Source organism: Rhizobium bangladeshense (genome assembly GCF_017357245.1).
GTDB lineage: Bacteria > Pseudomonadota > Alphaproteobacteria > Rhizobiales > Rhizobiaceae > Rhizobium > Rhizobium bangladeshense.
The window spans coordinates 22860-42596 of sequence record NZ_CP071616.1 but is presented as its reverse complement, the minus strand read 5'-3'; the positions used below and the strand labels follow the sequence as shown (position 1 = coordinate 42596).

Sequence of the window (19737 nt, the reverse complement as noted above, 5' to 3'; positions counted from 1 at the left end):
GCTATCATGATCGTAGGCTGGTTCGCGGTTGTTTCCATAATATTATGGGGCCTCGTGATCGACAAAGGCATCGTGGCCTGGCTCAACCGACGTTGCGATCAGCCTTTCCGAGACGGCACCGATTTTCTGTTCAGCGGTATTTTGCCGGCCCTGGCGATCGCCGGCGGCGCGGCCACTATTCTTGGCGCGTTTCATGGATTGAGATGGGAAATCGTTCTTCCCATAGTGGCTGTCTCGATGATCTGGCGGCGGCGCGATCTCGTCGCCGTTCTTCGCGACCTGGCCTCGCTGCTTGGCAAAATCGCCGCAGAGGTGAAAAACGGAAATCCGCTTCCAGCGCTTGCAGCCCTCACATGCCTCATACTTGGTTATGTGTGGAGTGTGCTGGCACAATTCCCGTCAGCTATTGCCGACGTGTGGGTTTTCCATATCCCTCTGGCGAACAGCATCATCGATCACGCCGGCTTTGTGTCACCGCAGATCGACCATCCCTTCTACGGCAATATTCCGCTCTTCTTCAATCTGCTGTTTGCTCTCGTCATGATGGTCAGCGGTCACTGGACCGGCGCGGCGGTCATGAATATTGCGATTTTCTTCGGATTTCTGTTCCTGCTTTCAAGCTGCGCCAGTCGTTGGCGCGCATGCGGCTTTTTTCTGGTGGCCGCTCTGATCCTCAGCATCCCCTTCTTCAGGGGCAGTGTCGGCGAACCGATGACGGATCTGGCCCGGTCGTGTTTCTCCGTCGCAGCCGTGCTTTTCCTGTGGCGTTATTTCGAAACTCGGCGGCCGGCGGAGCTCTTTCATTGCGCGCTCGTGTTAGGAGGAGCGGTCGGAGGGAAATATACCGAACTGCAAATGGTCGTCCTCATAGGGCTGATATTGATACCGATGCTTCTCAAGGGGAGGCTATCCCTGCCGCTCCTTCTGCCATGCCTTTGCGCATTTCTCGTAATCGCCGGCTATTGGTATGCGAAAAACCTGGTCGTACTCGGCAATCCGATCTATCCCTTCATGTTCGGTCACCCAGGCCTCAGCGATGCTTGGATGGCCGATTACATGCTCGAACTGGGCAGGGCCTTCGATCCCGCCAACCGACACTTTGTGACAAATCTTGCCACTCTGCAGGGTTGGCAGGACTTTCTCTATATTCTTTACGACTGGTTTCTCGAGAACAAGCCGAATGCTTTCGCCGCTCTCGCTTTAATATTGGCCGGTCTGACGGTGGCTTTCCGGCGCATCGCATTTCTCGCCGCCATCGTCTTTGCGATGTTCGTGATATGGTACACTGTCATGTTCAATCACATCAGGTGGGCAACGCCAGCCTATTTGCTTTTCTTTTCGACTGGTTTTATCGGAGCCTCTCTGGTTCGCGAAAGGCTGGATAAATGGCTTGACCGACAGGTCCTGCCGCGGATGGCTCCACTTGCGAAAATGGCTTCCTCGCCGGCATGCAGGGTCGCCAGCCCGGTGATAATAGTCTTGCTGGCCGGGGGCTCTGGATTTTCCACTGGCATCGAATGGGCGGTAGCGACATCGACCCGGCCAGGACGAAAGACCTCCACGTCGTGCTTGGGATGATCAGCGTCGATAAATATATGGAGAGCCATCGCGAAGCATATTTGATGTACCGCTATATCGCAGATCACGACCTGCGAACCGTCTTTCAACCTTTCGATACGGCCAATACATTATTGTCCACGGCTTATAACGACGGCCGCGACGGCGGCTGGCAATTACCGCGCTACGTGCTGCCTGCGCCGGGTTCGGATATCGATGCTTTCATCAAGGACAATCATATAGCCTACTTCATCGTTCCCCCCGATGCCGATAGCGCGTTCCTCGCCGAACGCATTGGAGAGGACAAAATAGTGATGGCCAACAGCGTCATAGCCCGCATGATGCCTCGCTCCTCTTTGATATTGACGGATCGGTTCGGCTGGAAGCTCTACCGCTTTGACGCGGATCGGGCATCGTGACTGCCCCGTCCCTCCGCGCCTTGCTTCGAATCGCTATACCGGTCCTCAAAGTGGCCGTCGCGCTTGGCCTCGTTATCTGGATCGCACTTGGCGTCGATTTCGCAGAAGGGTGGGCTGCGGTCCGGACTCTGTCGGCGACGACCATCTGGCTCAGCGTCTTCCTGCTTCTGTTGCAGGCCCTGCTTTCGGCGTGGCGGTGGTGCCTTCTGTCGGAAATGATAGGGCAAAGACTGAAACTGAGAGGCGCCATGAAACTCTTCATGCAGAGCCTCTTTTACAATCAAGCTCTTCCAAGTCCCATTCCAGGCGATGCCGCCCGGATATTCGGCGCCATCAAATATGGCCTGACGATAACGGAAGCGACGCTAGGCGTCGTTCTGGACCGGATCCTCACGCTTTTCGGACTGGCGGTGGTTGCGCTGATCGGACTAATCATCATGCGCGGCTTTTACGGGCATGACTTCCCGATCCCCTATCTCGTCGAACTCACGGCTCTCGGCGTCGCGGGAGCGATCGCATCGGCCCTGGTCTTCAGCTGGCGCCGGCAATTTTTCGTGCGGTTTGTGCCGGCAAAGCTGCACGCGCTGAACGAGGCGCTGGCAGCTTTTCTCACCCACCGAAGAATGCTCGGGGTATTCCTGTTGACCCTCGTCATTCACGGGTTAAGTGTCGTCTCGCTTGAGATCCTCGTTCTCGGTCTTGGCCTCCCGCTCGATTGGGGTCAGGCCGCAGCCGCTTTCCCGCCGGTGCTTTTGATCGCCATGCTTCCGATTTCCGTGGGAGGATGGGGTCTGCGCGAAGGCGGCATGATCCTTTCACTTGCTGTGTTCGGCATCGGCACGACGGACGCTGCGACGCTGTCGGTGGTTTTCGGCCTGTTGCAGCTTGTGATCGGCTTGGCCGGTGGTGTATTCGTCCTATCGCGTCCTCATTCGGGAAAGATCAAAGCGCTCTGAAGAGCCTTAACAGATCATATGGAGCTGCCGTCATGCATGCCTTGGTAACGGGAGGGGCCGGATTTATCGGCAGCCATCTCTGCGATCGCCTTTTGGAATTGGGCTATCGGGTAACCGCGATCGACAATCTTCATCTTGGCCGGATGCGGAACATCGACCATCTGATGATTCGCCCGGATTTTCGCTTCCATCAGCTGGATATGCTCGATCGGGAAGGCATGGATCGACTCATTGGGACGGACCGACCCGACGCCGTTTTCCATCTGGCCGCCAATTCCGATATTGCCGCAGGCAATGCCAATGCGGAGCTTGACCTGCAGCTGAACCAGCTGACGACGACGACGCTGCTCGCCATCATGCGCAAGCATGACATCGGCAAGCTTTTTTTCGCCAGCACCTCCGCCGTATTCGGTGAAGCCGAAGGAAACATTCACGAAAGTCACGGCCCCATGCGGCCGATTTCGCTGTATGGCGCCAGCAAGCTTGCCGCCGAAGCCTATTTGTCCGTCTATGCGCTGTCATTTGGCATCAAGACGCTCGTGCTGCGCTTTCCCAATGTCGTCGGGGAACGCTCCACGCACGGGGCCATCTATGACTTCATCAACAGGCTGAAGGCTGATCCGACACGGCTCCAGGTGCTCGGCAACGGCATGCAGACAAAGCCCTATCTTTATGTGGGCGATCTGGTGGACGCGATTCTTCTCGCCTGGGACAAGGCGCCCGGTGCCTATGAGGTTTTTCATGCCAGCGGCATCGGCGAAACATCTGTCCGGGATATCGCCGAGATCGTGGTCTCCAAGGTCGCATCCGGAGCCGCTATCGAATATGGAAGCGAAGACCGCGGCTGGCTGGGCGATGTGCCGCGCTTCAGCTACGACATAAGCCGACTTGTCGCTCTGGGCTGGACGCCGAAGCGAAAGTCGACCGAGGCTGTTGAACTCGCCGTCGAGCGGATCCTCGCGAATGGGTTCTGAAAACGCCATCCGCGAGGCAATCATCATTGCCGGCGGCCTCGGAACACGCGCGCACAGCATGACGGGCGATGTCATTCCGAAGGCCCTTCTGCCGCTCGAGGGCGTGCCAATCATCGTCAGGCAGATTCGTGTACTCGCCCGCGAAGGCATTCAGCATGTGCGTGTGCTTGGCGGCCATCTGGGCAGCCAGCTCGAGCCTGCCCTCGGCCCGGAAGCTGAAAAACTTGGCGTTACAATCGAAGTGTTCGTTGAGAAGTCTCCGCTCGGTACGGCCGGTTGCTTGACGACTTTGGAGACGATCGCCGATGACGTCCTTATCGTCTACGGCGACATGCTTTTTGATATCGATCTGTCGGCGCTTGCCAGCCATCGTCGGCAATTTCCCGCTGCGCTTACGATCATCGCTCATCCCAACGATCATCCCCGCACATCAGACATCGTTGTTCAGAAGAACGGCTATCTCCAGCGCCTGTTGCCCCGCAAGGCGCCGCGTGAGGCGGATTGGCGCAATCTCGTGCCGGCCGGTTTGTACGTGGCTTGCGGCCAGTTTTTCGAGACTCTCCTGCCGGGGCAGCCGGCCGACATGATTCATGATGTGATCCCCGGTCTCCTCGAGCGGTCCATACCGGTCGCGATTTATGATACACCGGAATATATGAAGGACACCGGATCTCCGAGCCGACATGCCGCCGCGGCCGAGGATATTCGGCATGAACGGGTTCATGCCGTCCATCTGTCGGTTCGAAGACCTGCTGTTTTTTTCGATTGCGACGGCGTGCTCAACGAAGACGTCGGCGGCCATGGGGTCACACATCCCGACCAAGTGAAGCTGGTGAGCCGAGCCGGCCAAGCGGTGCGGCTCGCCCGCGAGGCCGGCTTCCTTACGGTGGCTGTAACAAACAGACCGCAAGTCGCCAAAGGCATGCTGGATGAAACAGGACTGGATCATGTGCTTGGCCGCCTGGAGGCCGAGCTCGCCGAAGAGGGCGGCGTCCTGGACCGTATCTATTTTTGTCCCCACCACCCCGACAGGGGATTTCCGAACGAAGTCGCAGCGCTCAAGATCGACTGCGCCTGCCGGAAACCTGGAGATCTGATGATCCGTCAAGCCATGGCGGAACTGCCTATTGAAGGGGCGAAATCCGTCATCATCGGCGACAGCCTGCGCGACATAGGCGCGGGCCGCAAGGCGGGCATCTGGGCCTATGGCGTCCGGACCGGTTATGGCCTACGGGACGAAAAGAGCTATCCCGCTGCCGAAACAGCTATTCCGCACGCCGATCTCATCTTCGACACGGTCTATGACGCCGTTCGCTTTCAATGCCAATATCAGGACATCGGGAAAGCTCTATCAGGAGTGATCGAGGAACGGCTTTCACAAACAGCAGGTCCGCTGCTCGTAAGCATATGCGGCCGTTCCCGCTCCGGGAAAAGTACGTTTGCGCATGCCGTCCAACGCATACTTTCGGAAACAAGGCGCCGGGTGCTGAGGCTGGAACTCGACCGCTGGATACTGCCGCTCGAACATCGCAGCCCGGATATGAGCGCGGAAGAGCGCAGCAGGGTCGAGCTCTATCCCGAAATCGTCAGCATGCTGCGCCGATCCGGTCAGGTCGAAGCGCCCGGTTATAACGCGGCAAGCCGTGGCCAGTTCAGGGTTACTACCACCTATGACGCGCGAGATGCCGAGGTCATCCTGCTGGACGGCATCTTTGCCGGGCACGCGTCGATCCGCGAGGAGGTCGATATGGCCGTTTTCGTCGAAGCGTCACAGCAGACCCTGCTGAACCGCTTTCACACCTTCTACGCCTGGAAAGGCCTCACGCCGGTTGCCGCCGAAGGACTCTGGCAGTCACGAATTCAGGATGAGTGGCCGAGGATCGATCTGCAGCGCCGGTCGGCCGATATTATCATCAATCTCGAGGGGGCAATCCTTTGATCGTTTCATCCGCACCTTTTCGGGTCAGTTTTGCCGGCGGCGGCTCTGATATAGCGTCCTATTACCGTCGTCAGGCTGGGGCGGTACTGTCCTGCGCGATAGCCAAGTACAGCTTCGTTATCGTGCACAACTACTTCAATGAAAACAAATACCATCTTAAATATACACGCACCGAGCTTGCCGACACACTTGAAGAAATCGCGCATCCGCTGCTGCGCGAGGCCTTGCGCATGCACAGGGTCGAGCCTGGCATCGAAGTCGCCTCCGTTGCTGACATTCCCTCCGGGACCGGTCTTGGATCATCCAGCTCCTTTTCCGTGGCGCTGATCAACGCGCTCTACGCCCACAGCTCACGCTTTGCCTCAAAGGACCAGTTGGCGGAAGAAGCCTGCAAACTCGAGATTGACATCCTGAAGGAGCCGATCGGCAAACAGGACCAGTACGCTGCCGCCCATGGTGGCCTGAATTTCATCGAATTCAATTCCAACGGCAGCGTGAACGTACAACCCGTCGTCCTCAGCTCCGAAAAGATGGCTGAGCTCGAGAGCAACATCCTTCTGTTTTTCACCGGCAACCAGCGCGATACGCGTTCGGTGCTGTCGACACAGGTGCAAGCGATGGAGACGGACGAGGAAAAGTTCCGGACCGTCGAGCGCATGGTGCAGTTGAGCTACGAGATGCGCGACATCCTGATGGCCGGGGACCTTAGCGCCTTCGGCGAAGCGCTGCATCGCGGATGGATGATGAAAAGATCGCTGACCTCGAAAATCACCAACAGCGCGATCGACGAGTTTTACGAGGCGGCACGCGCTGCCGGCGCGATCGGCGGCAAGCTCGCGGGTGCCGGCGGAGGCGGCTTCCTCGTTCTCTATTGCCCAAAAGACCGCCACGCCAAAGTCCGGCAGGCCCTGTCGCAGCTCAAGGAAATCGAGTTTCGTTTTGACTGGAGCGGCGCGCGTATCGCTTTTGCACAATAGGGGGCGTGAATGGCACCGCGTCTCATCATCACCGGATCGACCGGCTATATCGGCGCAAGACTTGCAGCGTTAGCGCGTGAGCGCGGCTTCGACGTGGTTGAGTTCGGCCGACGCTCCGAAGCAAAGTGGCGCATCGGCGACGAGCCCGCCGCCTCCGATCTGGAAGGGGCTGCCGCAGTCGTTCATCTCGCGCATTCCTGGGCCACCGAGCCGGAGGCGGCCGAGGAAAGCAATATCAATATCTCGGGCACGGTGAAATTGGCGGAAGCGGCAAAGGCAGCCGGAGTATCACGCTTCGTCTTTGCCTCCTCCACGTCATCCAGACCGGAAGCGCTGAACGTCTACGGCCGCACCAAATTCAGGATCGAACAGCATCTGGCGGCCAGCGCCGCGGCACCGATCGTTCGGATCGCGCGAATAGGGCTTGTGTACGGCGGGCCGCGCACAGCAATGTACGGTCTGATGGCGAAATTATCCGCCCTAAGTCCGCTGCTGCCGATGATAGGGCTTAGCCGAAAGGTTCAGCCCATTCATCTCGACGAAGTGGCCGCAGGCCTGTTGACGCTTGCGACGGACGAAAGCCAGCCGCCGCGGGCATTCGTGCTCGCCCAGGAGAGACCGATAAGCTTTGCCGCCTGGCTGCGCATTCTTCGCCGCAGCCAGGGCAAAGGGAACCTGCATTTCATACCGATCCCCCTCACTGCCGCCTTGCTCGCCTGCCGGATGACGAAGCTTCTGCCGCTGATCCCGACGGTCGATCCGGAGCGCGTCCTGGGGCTCGCGGGAGCCACCCCTATGGAAAGTGGTGAGAGCCTCAGGCTGCTGAAGTTGCACCTGGCTGACCCACTGGTGATGCTATCGGCGGAGCTCGGCCAGAAAAGTGGCGAGCCGTCGCAAAGTGAGGCCAAGGCTCTGCTGCAATATCTCGGCTCCGCGCCCACCGAAATGCAATTGCAACGCCTCTCCGAAGGGCTCCGCCGTGAAGGACTGGCGCCGCTCGGTCTCTCACCGGCGCTGATCAAGCATCCGCGTCTGCTGGCGCTGTTTGAACCACCGGCCAATCGAACGCAGCATCGCCTCGCAAGAGCCCTCTACCTCGCCGATCTCGCGATTGAACCGGAAAGGCAGCGAGACAAGAAGGCCGGGCTTTTCAACGCAATCCTGACGATATCAGGCGACGTCTTGCTCCTTCCTCTCCGCGCCCTCCTCGCCGGGAGATATCGATGAATGGGCCGGATGCCGACTTCATCATCATCGGCAGCGGGCCTGCAGGTGTTTCCGCCGCGTTCCCCCTCATAGCGGCCGGCCGCCGCGTCCTGATGCTGGATGCAGGCAATGATGTCGGGTCGCGGGATGAAAGCCGCAGCGTGCGTGTCCTGGGAGGCGACCTAGAATCGCTGCGGGCAGACGATGGCAGCTCGCCAAAACTGCAGACGCCGGTGTCGCGTGGAATTCTCGAACGGTTCCAGGGCGAGTCCGGCATAGGTGGCGTTGGATTCATGCCAATTGGCAGCCTCGCTCGTGGCGGCCTCTCCAATATTTGGGGTGCGCAGATTAGCTACCTCGACGCTGACGACATTGCGAATTGGCCCATAGACATCGCTTCTCTTCAAAAATCCTACGAGCGCATATCCGAACGCATCGGGATCAGCAGGAATGCCGATTTTAAGAGGAGTGCGGAGGGCGAGTCCGTCCTGCCGCTTGGGGCGACGGCTGCCTATGTTCTTCATAGGCACAGGGTCGCAAAGCCAGCAAACGGATCGTTTCGGCTTTTTCCCGCCGTGAATGCCATACTTTCGGAATCGAGGCCGGGACGAGCGGCATGCGACCTCGGCAGTGACTGTCTCTATGGTTGCCCGAACGGGGCAATATATAACAGCAGACAGGACCTGCTTTCGTTGCGGAAATCCCCGCATTTTCGTCTGCTCGACAACATGCGGGCCGTTTCGCTGACACATAATCCGGGCTGGACAGTGAGAACGGCAGATGGATCGTCATTTTTCGCTCCAAGGATCATTCTTGCCGCAGGGGTACTCGGAACGGCCGCCCTGCTGGCGGACCACCTGCCGATTGAGGAACAGGGACTCCGTCTCTTGAATAGTCCCACGCTGGCCATTCCCCTGCTTTCCCCGCAAAGGTTGTTGCGTTCGTCAACACCGACGCACAGCCTGGCGCAGCTCGGATTATCCTTGCGCTACGGTGACGGCATATCCGATTATGTGACGGGAGCGATTTATGAAGTGGGCTCCTTGCCCGCACAAAACTTCATCAACAGGATGCCGCTCGGCCGTAATGCGGGGCGCGCCGCGTTCGAGAGGATCGCCGGAAGTCTCCTTGTCGCCACCATTTATTATCCTGGCGATCAAAGCCGCAGCTACATCCACCGAGATGCTGCGGCGGAAAAGAGTTTGACCATTCATGGCGGCTTCGCGGAAGGCTTTGATATTCTTGCCGAAGCTTTGAAAAGAGCGCTTCGGCGTGAATGGAAACGGTTGGGACTCATTCCGCTTCCGGGCTCTTCGCTGGCGGAGCCGGGTGTCGACGCGCATTTCGCCGGCACCTTACCGATGGGCGCCTCCGGCCCGTTCGGCACCTCTGCGGACGGCGAGTTGAATTTCCATCGCGGTCTCCACATCGTCGACGGCTCGATTATCCCGGATCTGTCATCGAAATATATCACGATGACGATCATGGCCAATGCCGATCGCATCGCCCATCGCCTTGCCGAAACAGAAGCAAAGCCGGCATCCTGAATCCATTCGGCTCTTCAAGCTCTCAGCTGCGGCAACGCATCTCCGGCCAATGACAGGGAGCGGTTCGTGATCGACTTCCGAAACGGCCGAAGTATCAACGAGGCCCAAGGGTCCTGCCGGTCTTCTTTTGCGGCAAAGCGCAAGCGCCGACCAAGCTCAGGCAATGCCGCCCAGGCAGACATATTTAAGTTCGGTATATTCGTCCAACCCGTGCCTCGACCCTTCGCGGCCCAAGCCCGACATCTTGACGCCGCCGAACGGCGCTTCCGCCGTCGAGACGAGGCCGGTATTGACGCCGACCATCCCATATTCGAGCGCTTCGGCGACGCGGAAGACCCGCGACAGGTCGCGCGCGTAAAAATAGGAGGCAAGGCCGAACTCGGTGTCGTTTGCCTGTTCGATAACGTCCTCTTCGTCGCGGAAACGGAAAAGCGGGGCAAGCGGCCCGAAGGTCTCCTCGCGCGCGACCTGCATGCCGGCATCGACATCGCGCAGGATCGTCGGTTCGAAGAAGTGACCGCCAAGCGCATGGCGCTTGCCGCCCGAAATGACGCCCGCGCCCTTTGCAACGGCGTCCTGAATATGGCTCTCGACCTTGGCGACGGCGTTGTCGTCGATGAGGGGCCAAGCACGACGTCACGCTCCAGGCCATTGCCGACTTTCAATGCCGAAACGGCCGCGGCGAGCTTGTCGGCAAATGCCTCGTAGACGCCGTCCTGGACATAGAGCCGGTTGGCGCAGACGCAGGTCTGGCCGTTGTTGCGGAACTTGGCGATGATCGCGCCTTCGACCGCCGCATCGAGATCGGCGTCGTCGAACACGATGAACGGCGCGTTGCCGCCGAGCTCGAGGCCGAGTTTCTTGATCGTCGGCGCGCATTGGCGGTAAAGCAGCTCGCCCGTCCGGGTGGAGCCGGTGAATGTCAGAACCCGGACGTCTCTGCTTGCGGTCATCGCCCCGCCGATTGCGGCCGCGTCACCCGTGATAATATTGAGAAGCCCCGCCGGCAGGCCGGCACGTTCTGCAAGAACGGCGATGGCGACCGCGGAGAATGGCGTCTGCAGCGCCGGTTTGAGAACGACGGCGCAGCCAGCGGCAAGCGCCGGGCCGATCTTGCGGGTGATCATCGCGTTCGGAAAGTTCCAGGGCGTGATCGCTGCGACGACGCCGGCCGGCTGGCGCAGGACGAGGATGCGCTTGTCCGGCTGATGACCCGGTATGGTCTCACCGTTGATGCGTCTTGCCTCTTCGGCAAACCATTCGATGAAGCTCGCACCATAGGTGATTTCACCTTTGGCTTCGGCGAGCGGCTTTCCCTGCTCCAGCGTCAGGATCATCGCCAGATCGTCGCGGTTTTCGATCATCAGGCGATGCCAGGTCTTGAGAACGGCGGCGCGCTCGCCGGCGGTCTTCTTCGCCCAAAGCTTCTGCGCGACCACGGCGGCCCGGATAGCGTCTTCCGTTTCCGCCGCACCGAGGTCAGGGACCGCACCCAGCACCTCACCTGTCGCCGGATTGCGGACCGTGGCCGCCCGTCGACCTTCCGCTTCGACCCAGCGATCGCCGATGGGGCAGGCTTGACGGAACAGTGAGGGATCATTCAGCTTCATGGGACAACTTTCAGCAGAATACGTGAGCGGCACCTGGATCAAAATCCAGATGGACTATATCTCCGCGATTGAGCCCGGCAATAGCCTCATGACCGAAAGGCAAGCGAACCGAAAGCGCCTCGCCTGTCGCCGTCTCTGTGGAGACATGGATGTTGTTGCCGAGAAAGGTAATATCGCTGACCGTCGCGGCAAGACCCGCGCCGGCAGCTCTCGCCCGCGACAACCGTATGCGCTCCGGCCGCAGCATCAGCGCCGCCCTTGCGCCGGAGATCCCTTTTCCATGCACCGGAATTTGGTTGAAGATGGTTCCGCCTCCGAGCGCGATCGTTGCTTGTCCATCGCAGGAAGACACCAGGTCGCATGAAATGAAGTCGCTGTCGCCGATGAACTCGGCTACGAAGCGGGTCTTGGGATTGGCATAAAGTTCGGGTCCGGTTCCGATCTGGTCGATGACGCCCTTCGAAAAGACCGCAATGCGGTCGGACAGCCGCAGCGCCTCCTCCTGGTCGTGCGTGACATAAAGGATCGTCACTTCCGTCTGCTGGTGGATGCGGCGGATCTCATGCTGGATTTCCTCCCGCAGCTTCTTGTCGAGCGCCGAGAGCGGCTCGTCCATCAGCAGCACCGGCGGATCATAAGCAAGCGCCCTAGCAAGGGCGACACGCTGCTGCTGGCCGCCGGACATTTGCGCGGGCTTGCGATCCTCGAAACCTTCGAGCCTCACGAGGCGCAGCATCTCCTTCACCTTCAAGTCGATCTCGGCCCTGGACTTGCGCCGGACCTTCAGCGGAAAAGCGATGTTTTCGCCCACGGTCAGATGCGGAAACAGCGTATAGCGCTGGAACACCATGCCGATATTGCGCTTGTGCGACGGGGTGGCGAGCAGGGTTCTGCCCTCCAGCGTAATGTCGCCTTTCGTCGGGTTCTCAAAGCCGGCGAGAATGTAGAGCGTCGTGCTCTTGCCGGAGCCGGACGGCCCGAGAAAGGTCAGGAACTCGCCACGCCGGACATCGAGATTGACGTCGTGCACGGCGACGACAGGGCCGTATTCCTTGCGTATACCGCGGATCTGAAGGAATGGTTGGTTCATTGTTTCAGTACCTTACGCACGACGGCAACCAGCGCCATCAGGATGATCGTCAAGAGGATGAGAAGAGTCGAGGCTGCTGCGACGACGGGTGTCAGATCCTGCCGCAGCGTCGCCCATACTTTCACGGGCAGCGTCTGCAGGGTCGGACTTGACATGAAGATCGCCACCACGACCTCGTCCCAGGATGTCAGAAAAGAGAAGACGGCAGCCGAAAAGAGCCCATGGCTGATCGCGGGAAGCGTAACCCTGATTTTTGCTTCCAGGGGCGAAGCGCCGCAGAGCACCGCCGCGTCCTCGATGGATTTGTCGAAACCTTCAAGCGCACTCGATATGGACAGGATCGAGAAGGGCAGCGCCAGCACGAGGTGCGAAATGACAAAACCCGCCAAAGTCCCGCCAAGGCCGATTTTCAAGAAAAAGGCGTAAAGAGCGACCGCGAGAACGACGACCGGAAGGATCATCGGTGTGAGGAACAACGCCTTCAGCGCATCGCGGAACAGGAACGAACCGCGCACCAGCCCGAAGGACGTCACGAGCCCAAGCAGCACCGACAGGATCGTCACGATGACCGCAATCTTCAAGCTCGTCCAGGCCGATCCCAACCAGCGCGGATCGGCAAAGAGTTCGCTGTACCATTGGAACGTCCACCCGGGCGGCGGAAAGATCAGCCACTGCGAGGAGCCGAAGGAGAGCGCTGCGATGAACACGATCGGCAGCAACAGAAAGGCGGCGGTCAGAAGCGTGATCGCCAGGAGCACGTATTTCCACCAACCGAGACGGTCGAGATTGAGCAGCATCTCAACGTCCTCCCGGATTCTGGCTGCCGAAGAAGCGCAACTGCACAGCATAAAGCGACAAGGTCACCACCAGCAGAACCAGGGCCGCGGCACCGCCCATCCCCCAGTTGACCAGGGACTGTACGAACTGCGCGATCAGCTCCGCGAGCATCATATTGGCAGTGCCGCCGAGAAGCGACGGCGTGACGAAATAGCCGAGCGACATGACGAAGACCATGAGGGCGCCGGCGGCCATGCCGGGCATTGCCAGGGGCAGGAGAACACGCGTCAGGCACTGCCAGCGATTGGCGCCGCAAAGGGCGGCCGCCTGCAGGATCGACGGATCGATCTTCTTGATCACGCCGCAGAGCGGCAGGATGATGAAGGGCAGCATGATATAGGTCATGCCGATCGTCACGCCCGTGAGATTGTTGACAAGTGCGAGCGGCTGGTCAATCAGGCCCATTGCCATCAGCATCTTGTTGATCAGCCCGGTCCGCTGCAGCAGGACCATCCAGGCATAGGTGCGGGCCAGCAGATTGGTCCACATCGACAGGAGCAGGATCGCAAAGATCACCGAGGTCACCCGACCGGGCATGATCGCCAGCGCCCAGGCGACGGGAAATCCGATCAGCAGCGATATGACCGTGACGAAACCCGAGACGATGAAGGTATTGACGAAAATCTTGAAATAGGTCGCCGACCCGATCAGCTGCGCATAGTTTCCAAGCCCGGGAACAGGTTCCAATACGCTTCGCAGCAGCAAGACCACAACCGGCACGACGAAAAAGATCGCCACGAAGGCCAGAGCCGGAACCACCCCGCCAAAACCTGTTGCCCTGCGCGCCTTTTGCAGAGGCATGATTGCGCCAGAGGCATCGCTATATGTCGACATGACAGTCCTTCCCACCCGTCAGTTCCACAGACGTCGTCCGAAAGGGAGTACCGCTGCGTGAGGTACGGCGAAAATTTCGCCGTACCTGTTCAATGGAGTCTCAGCCTATTTTGCCTGCCAGGCGTACCACTTCTCGCCGATGGCATCGCGGTTGTCGGCCCAATAGTTCATATCGGCATTCACCTGGCTTGCTGTCTGCTGGTCCGGCAGGGTCTTGGCCGTTTCAGGGTCCATCAGCTTGGCCGAGTCAATATTGATCGGCGCATAGCCGGTGGCTTTTGCCAGAGCGGCCTGCGGTTCGGCCGAGGTTGCCAGCGCAATGAACTTCATCGCAGCCTCGGCATTCGGCGCGCCCTTCGGCACAACGAGCGCATCCGCAGCGGTGATGTTCTGCTCCCAGGACGTCTCCACCTTGATGCCGGTCGCCGCAAGCGCCGTCATACGGCCGTTCCAGACACTGCCGAAGGGCGCCTCGGCGGAGGCCAGGAGCTGCTGCGACTGGGCGCCGCCCGACCACCAGATGATGTCGGACTTGATCGTATCGAGCTTCTTGAAGGCGCGGTCGAGATCGAGCGGATAGAGCTTGTCGGCCGAAACGCCGTCGGCAAGCAGCGCCGCTTCGATCACGCCGGGAGCCGACCACTTGTAGAAGGTGCGTTTTCCCGGAAACTTCGCCGTGTCGAACAGGTCGGCCCATGTCTTCGGGCAGGCGCTGACGGCATCGGCATTGCAGCCGATGACGAAGGAATAATAGAAGCTGCCGACCGAATAATCGGTGACGAAGCGCGGATCGAGCTTGGATTTGTCGATGATGGAGAAATCGAGCTTCTCTAGCTGGCCGTTCTTGCCGGCCTGGGCGGCATAATCGCCTTCGACGTCGACGACGTCCCAGTTGACTTCGCCGGCCTCGACCATGGCCTTGAGCTTGCCGTAATCGGTCGGCCCGTCCTGCACGACGGTGATGCCGGTCTTCTCGGTGAAGGGGCTCGCCCATGCAGCCTTCTGCGCGTCCTGGGTCGTTCCTCCCCAGCTCGAGAAGACGAGGTTGTCAGCCTTGACCGGTGCGGACACCGCCACGAAGGCGGCGACGGCCGCGAAAGCAAATGTTGTTTTCATGTTCCCTTATCCTTGTTCTGGTTTGTCCTGCGGGTATGCCTTATGCCGTCAGTGCGCCTCGCTCCGGGGAGAAAAGCTTGCTGGCTTCATAATCTTGTTTTCTGCGACCTCGATCAGGTCGCGGATCTTGGGCAGGAAGGCCTGCCATCGGGGATCGGCCAGCAGCCGCTGGCGTCTCGCCTCCCGGTCGTCGAGGCTCGCAAAGGCCCAGATGTGGACGATCTCGTTGATCGTCCCGATTTCCGAAAAGAAGTAGCCGACGAGCGTGCCAAGATGGCTCTTCTGGATCTCGATGCCCTCTTCCTCGACGACCTTGAGATATTGCGGGACCGCGCCGTTCTTCAGCCGATAGGTGCGGATTTCGTAGAACATCGGCGCTACCTCATCACGAAGGGATCGGGGATCGGATCGTCGGATGTCCGGAGCCAGATCGTCTTGGTGCGGGTATAGTCGAGCGCCGCCGCCATGCCGCCTTCCCTGCCGTGGCCGGAGAGGCCGAAACCACCGAACGGCGCGATTGGCGATACGGCGCGATAGGTATTGACCCAGACGATGCCGGCGCGGATGCCCTTCATCAGCCGATGCGCCCGGGTCAGGTTCTGGGTGAAGACGCCCGACGCCAGGCCATAGCGGGTATCGTTAGCAAGCTTCAGCGCCTCGGCTTCCGTTTCAAACGAGACAACGGAGAGGACCGGCCCGAAAAATTCCTCGACCAGCGAGGGGGAAGCGACATGATCGCAATCCAGAATCGTCGGCGCGAAGTAAAAGCCTTCGCCATCGATCTTGCGTCCGCCGGTGACGAGGCGGGCGCCGCTTTTGATCGACTTTGCGACGAGCGCGCCGATATTGTCCTGTTGACGCTTGGTGGCGAGCGGGCCGACCTCGGTCGCCATGTCGAGCGGCGGGCCGATGCGGATCGCCTCGGCCTTCTCCCGCAGCAGGGCGACAAATTTGTCCTTCACGCTGCGTTCGACGATGAGGCGCGATCCGGCAACGCAGCTCTGGCCTGTCGCCGCGAAGATGCCGGCGACCTGAGCGTTGGCCGCACTTTCGAGGTCGGCATCGGCAAAGACGATGAAGGGTGACTTGCCGCCGAGTTCGAGCGAGGTCGAGGCGAGGTTTTCGGCCGAGTTGCGAACGACGTGCCGGGCGGTTTCTGGACCGCCGGTGAAAGCGACATGCGCTACCTTCGGGTGACGGCCGAGCGCTGCGCCGCAGGAGGCGCCGAACCCGGTGATGATGTTAACGACGCCGGCGGGAAAGCCTGCCTCGTGGACGAGACGCGCAAATTCGAGAAGCGGCGCCGGCCCGTCTTCCGACGCCTTGACCACCATGGTGCAGCCGGCCGCGAGCGCCGGGCCGATCTTGACTGCAGACAGGAAGAGCTGACTGTTCCACGGCACGACCATGGCGACGACGCCGATCGGCTCACGGCGGATCCAGACATCCATATCAGGCTTGTCGATCGGCAGGTAGGAGCCTTCGATCTTGTCTGATATGCCGGCATAGTAACGGTAGTATTCGGCGACATAGGCGATCTGCGCCGATGTTTCGCGGATGATTTTGCCGGTGTCGCGCGTCTCCAACTCGGCGAGTATCTTAGCGTTGGCGGCAACGAGGTCAGCGAGCTTGTAGAGCAGCTTGCCACGTTGCGTTGCCGTCAATTTCCCCCAGGGACCTTCATAGAGCGCCCTCTCGGCAGCGTTCACAGCCCGGTCGACATCACCCTCGCGCGCTTCGGGCATATTAGCCCAGGCTGCGCCGGTGGCCGGATCGATGCTCGGATAGGAAGCTTCGCCATCAGAGAATTCGCCGTCGATGTAATGCTGGAAACGCCGCATGGTCCTACTCCTAAAATGCCGGCATGACCTCGGCGATGAAGCGCTCGAGTGACGCCTTCTTGCGCTCGAAACTCATGCCGGTGTCGATCCAGAAAGAATACTCGTCATAGCCGAGCGCTTCATAGGCCTTCAGCCTGCCGATGACGGTCTCGGCGTTACCAACGACATTGTTGGTGCGCATGACCTGATCCGAAAGCATCGCGTTCGCTCGGATCTGCTCGTCCGGAATTCGCTCGATCAGGCCTTGAGTGACCGGCTTCTCATTCTTGAACCAGGCGAAGAAGTAGTTGTAATATACGCTGAGTTCATGGGCGGCCTGGGCGACGTCTTCTTCCGATGAGCCGACATAGGTGTGGCGCAGCAGCATGATCTTCGGCCGCTCGACATCGGGATTCTTGGCGCAGGCATCGTTGAAGCGGTCCATCAATGACTGGACCTCGTCGTCGCCCTGCCAGAGCGGGGTAACCTGAACGTTGCAACCGTTTGCGACGGCAAATTCGTGCGAGTTCGGATCGCGCGCCGCAACCCAGATCGGCGGGTTCGGCTGCTGCAGCGGCTTCGGCGCCGAGGTAGTCGCGGGGAACTTGAAGAACTCTCCGTCATGGGCATAGTCGCCCTTCCATATGCCCTTGACCGCTGGGATGAGCTCACGCATGCGCTGGCCGGCACCCCAGGCATCGAGACCCGGCAGCAGGCGTTCATATTCGAAGGAATAGGCGCCGCGCGCGATGCCGATATCGAGCCTGCCGTCGCAGATGATATCGGTCATGGCAGCTTCGCCGGCAAGCTTGATCGGATGCCAGAAGGGAGCAATCACCGTCCCCGTTCCAAGCCGCGCCCGTGATGTGCGGCGCGCGAGATCGGCGATGGTAACGAACGGATTGGGGGCGATGGTGAAATCCATACCATGGTGTTCTCCTGTCCAGATCGCATGCATGCCGCCCTTGTCGGCGATCTCGCAGAGCGCGACGAACTCCTCGTAGAGGCTCTTGTGGCTCTGGCTGGCGTCGAGCCGTTCCATATGGACGAAGAGGGAGAACTTCATGCTTTTGCACCCTTGGCCGGAATGGGGTGGACGGTGCCGCCGGTCTCGTCACCGAAATAGACGCCGAAATTGCCGATAGAACTTTCCATCGCGAAACGGTTGACGATATCGGCGGTCGAGCTGGTCTTGAATTGAGCGCCCGACAAAGCGTCGGGTTTCACAAACCGGCCGCTGGCGGGCTCCCCATCGCCTGCGACAGCGAGGTAGACGATGTGCTGCTTGCCGTCGCTCTTGCCCTCGTAAACCGAGTAGAGAAAGCCGATGCTGATCTTCAGCCCGGTCAGCGACTCCAGGTATTTTCCCAGCGCCTCGGTCGGGTTGCCGTCATGAGCGTCAATGCTCGGCAGAGCGAGCACGTCCACGCCGAGGAGCAGAACCTCTCCGCGGCGTTCGACGACGGCCGCAAGTTCGATATTGCCTTCGGCTGCAGCGGAAACCGCTTTGCTTGCGAGCGTCGGCGTGAAATAGCCGCCACGAGCATAGCCGAGACCATTGCGGCCGCTATTGTCGAAAGCTTCGATGCGTCCCAACAGAATGACGTGGTCGCCGGCCTCGATGACCTCTTCCATCGCGCATTCGAACCAGGCCGCCACGTCCGAAAAGATCGGGCAGCCAGCTGATCCCTTGCTCCACTCGACCGCCGCAAACCTGTCTTCGACCGGCCGCGCGAAGGTGTTCGAGACGTCCTTCTGCGTTTCCGACAGCACGTTGATCGCAAAATGCTGCGCGCCGGTCATGATGGCGAAATTGCGCGACGTCTTGGCGAGGCAGACAAGCAGCAATGGCGGATTGAGGGAAACCGAGGTGAAGGAGTTAGCCGTGAAGCCGATCGGATTTCCGTCGCCATCGCAGGCGGTGACGACGGTCACGCCTGTGGGAAAAGCGCCGAATGCATCACGCAAGGCCCTTGGGTCGACAGTCTGGATTGTCATCGTTCATCCTCCCCGAACGACAGCCACTCGGCGAGCAGCGAATTGACGATTTCAGGCGCGGTCAGGTTCACCATGTGACGATGGCCTTCGACGATACGGGCGTAGCCTCGGCCCGCAAGCGCCGCCATCTGCGTTGCCATCAGGGGCGTCGAGTTCGGATCGTCGGATCCCGTCAGAAACAGCGCCGGACCAGCCACGTCCTTCCAGCCGTCTGCATAGGTCTCGTCCCCTCCCGCAAAGGCGGCGTAGGCGACGGCATAGCCTTGGGGATCAACGAGGTTCAGCCATTCTCGTGTCAATTCACGCGCAACGGTGCTGTCCGCGTCATCGCCGAACCAGCGGGCCAAGGGACCTTCCTTGTCGACACCCGTGACCGGAATGGCCGCAGCCCGCGCGAGGACGGCGGCCTTGGCTTCCGGGTCACGGCGATAGACACCGTTCAGGTAAGCGACACGGCTGATACGCTTGCCAAAGGTCGCCGCCGCCCCTCCCGAGACCAACGCGCCCATCGAGTGCCCCGCGACATTTGCGGTTTCGATTTCCATCTCGTCGAGAAAGCGGCCGAACCAGGCGACGAATTCCTCGAGCCGGCTGCCCGCCGGCAGCTTTGCGCTCTCGCCGTGTCCCGGCATGTCGACGGCGATGACGCGGTGACCCGCCGACAGAAATGCAATCTGCGGAGTCCAGGCTTCGAGCCGCATGCCGACACCGTGAATGAGAACCAGCGGCTCACCGCTACCAGCCTCGTGATAGGCCGTTCCGCCTGCCGTCTTCTTTCGCGACAAGGCACCGGCGGCCTTCGTTGCTGCAGCGGTGCGTGTGGTCGATCCGGCTGTCAGCATCTGAGCGCCGCTCCC

The 19737-nt window shown here is 60.2% G+C and carries 15 protein-coding genes and 2 pseudogenes; 7 read left to right on the top strand and 10 right to left on the bottom strand.

Features of this window, described 5'->3' with window-relative positions; genetic code table 11:
- The first annotated feature begins 6 nt into the window (after window positions 1-6).
- The 7 genes and pseudogenes from J2J98_RS27920 to J2J98_RS27890 all read left to right on the top strand — a co-directional run bounded on the left by J2J98_RS27920 (window position 7) and on the right by J2J98_RS27890 (window position 9575).
- Window positions 7-1976 (top strand): annotated as a pseudogene (locus J2J98_RS27920) (hypothetical protein).
- Window positions 1973-2932 (top strand): lysylphosphatidylglycerol synthase transmembrane domain-containing protein, encoded by a 960-nt coding sequence (locus J2J98_RS27915; protein WP_207604090.1) that lies wholly within the window; start codon window positions 1973-1975, stop codon window positions 2930-2932. The pseudogene J2J98_RS27920 and the gene J2J98_RS27915 overlap by 4 nt, the downstream one beginning before the upstream one ends.
- Window positions 2933-2964: 32 nt before the next feature.
- On the top strand, window positions 2965-3906 hold the full coding sequence (locus J2J98_RS27910; protein WP_207604089.1) for an NAD-dependent epimerase/dehydratase family protein: 942 nt from the start codon (window positions 2965-2967) through the stop codon (window positions 3904-3906).
- On the top strand, window positions 3896-5845 hold the full coding sequence (locus J2J98_RS27905; protein ID WP_207604088.1) for an HAD-IIIA family hydrolase: 1950 nt from the start codon (window positions 3896-3898) through the stop codon (window positions 5843-5845). Before J2J98_RS27910 ends, J2J98_RS27905 begins: the two co-directional genes overlap by 11 nt.
- Window positions 5842-6822: a GHMP family kinase ATP-binding protein gene (locus tag J2J98_RS27900; protein WP_207604087.1), complete on the top strand. Its 981-nt coding sequence runs from the start codon at window positions 5842-5844 to the stop codon at window positions 6820-6822. Before J2J98_RS27905 ends, J2J98_RS27900 begins: the two co-directional genes overlap by 4 nt.
- A 9-nt stretch (window positions 6823-6831) precedes the next feature.
- Window positions 6832-8049, top strand: a complete 1218-nt coding sequence (locus J2J98_RS27895; protein WP_207604086.1) for an NAD-dependent epimerase/dehydratase family protein — start codon at window positions 6832-6834, stop codon at window positions 8047-8049.
- On the top strand, window positions 8046-9575 hold the full coding sequence (locus J2J98_RS27890; RefSeq protein ID WP_207604085.1) for an FAD-dependent oxidoreductase: 1530 nt from the start codon (window positions 8046-8048) through the stop codon (window positions 9573-9575). The genes J2J98_RS27895 and J2J98_RS27890 overlap by 4 nt, the downstream gene beginning before the upstream one ends.
- Before the next feature lie 156 nt (window positions 9576-9731).
- Here the strand turns inward: J2J98_RS27890 and J2J98_RS27885 are convergent.
- The 10 genes and pseudogenes from J2J98_RS27885 to J2J98_RS27840 all read right to left on the bottom strand — a co-directional run bounded on the left by J2J98_RS27885 (window position 9732) and on the right by J2J98_RS27840 (window position 19722).
- Window positions 9732-11185: pseudogene (locus J2J98_RS27885) on the bottom strand (NAD-dependent succinate-semialdehyde dehydrogenase).
- A gap of 10 nt (window positions 11186-11195) precedes the next feature.
- Window positions 11196-12275, bottom strand: coding sequence for an ABC transporter ATP-binding protein (locus tag J2J98_RS27880; RefSeq protein WP_064712981.1), 1080 nt, complete (start codon window positions 12273-12275; stop codon window positions 11196-11198).
- Window positions 12272-13072 carry an ABC transporter permease gene (locus tag J2J98_RS27875; protein WP_138396043.1) on the bottom strand — a complete coding sequence of 267 codons (801 nt, stop codon included), beginning with the start codon at window positions 13070-13072 and terminating at the stop codon, window positions 12272-12274. The genes J2J98_RS27880 and J2J98_RS27875 overlap by 4 nt, the downstream gene beginning before the upstream one ends.
- Window position 13073: 1 nt before the next feature.
- Window positions 13074-13946 (bottom strand): ABC transporter permease, encoded by an 873-nt coding sequence (locus tag J2J98_RS27870; RefSeq protein WP_207604084.1) that lies wholly within the window; start codon window positions 13944-13946, stop codon window positions 13074-13076.
- A gap of 105 nt (window positions 13947-14051) precedes the next feature.
- A complete protein-coding gene (locus J2J98_RS27865) occupies window positions 14052-15062 on the bottom strand; it encodes an ABC transporter substrate-binding protein (protein WP_207604083.1) in 1011 nt (336 codons plus the stop codon).
- 48 nt (window positions 15063-15110) lie between these two features.
- Window positions 15111-15434 (bottom strand): NIPSNAP family protein, encoded by a 324-nt coding sequence (locus J2J98_RS27860; protein ID WP_207604082.1) that lies wholly within the window; start codon window positions 15432-15434, stop codon window positions 15111-15113.
- Window positions 15435-15439: 5 nt separating this feature from the next.
- Entirely contained in the window at window positions 15440-16903 is a 1464-nt protein-coding gene (locus J2J98_RS27855; protein ID WP_207604081.1) for an aldehyde dehydrogenase, read from the bottom strand.
- A gap of 10 nt (window positions 16904-16913) precedes the next feature.
- Window positions 16914-17948, bottom strand: coding sequence for an LLM class flavin-dependent oxidoreductase (locus J2J98_RS27850; RefSeq protein WP_138396039.1), 1035 nt, complete (start codon window positions 17946-17948; stop codon window positions 16914-16916).
- On the bottom strand, window positions 17945-18880 hold the full coding sequence (locus J2J98_RS27845; protein WP_138396038.1) for a flavin reductase family protein: 936 nt from the start codon (window positions 18878-18880) through the stop codon (window positions 17945-17947). Before J2J98_RS27845 ends, J2J98_RS27850 begins: the two co-directional genes overlap by 4 nt.
- Window positions 18877-19722 carry an alpha/beta fold hydrolase gene (locus J2J98_RS27840; RefSeq protein WP_138396037.1) on the bottom strand — a complete coding sequence of 282 codons (846 nt, stop codon included), beginning with the start codon at window positions 19720-19722 and terminating at the stop codon, window positions 18877-18879. The genes J2J98_RS27845 and J2J98_RS27840 overlap by 4 nt, the downstream gene beginning before the upstream one ends.
- Between the last annotated feature and the right edge of the window lie 15 nt (window positions 19723-19737).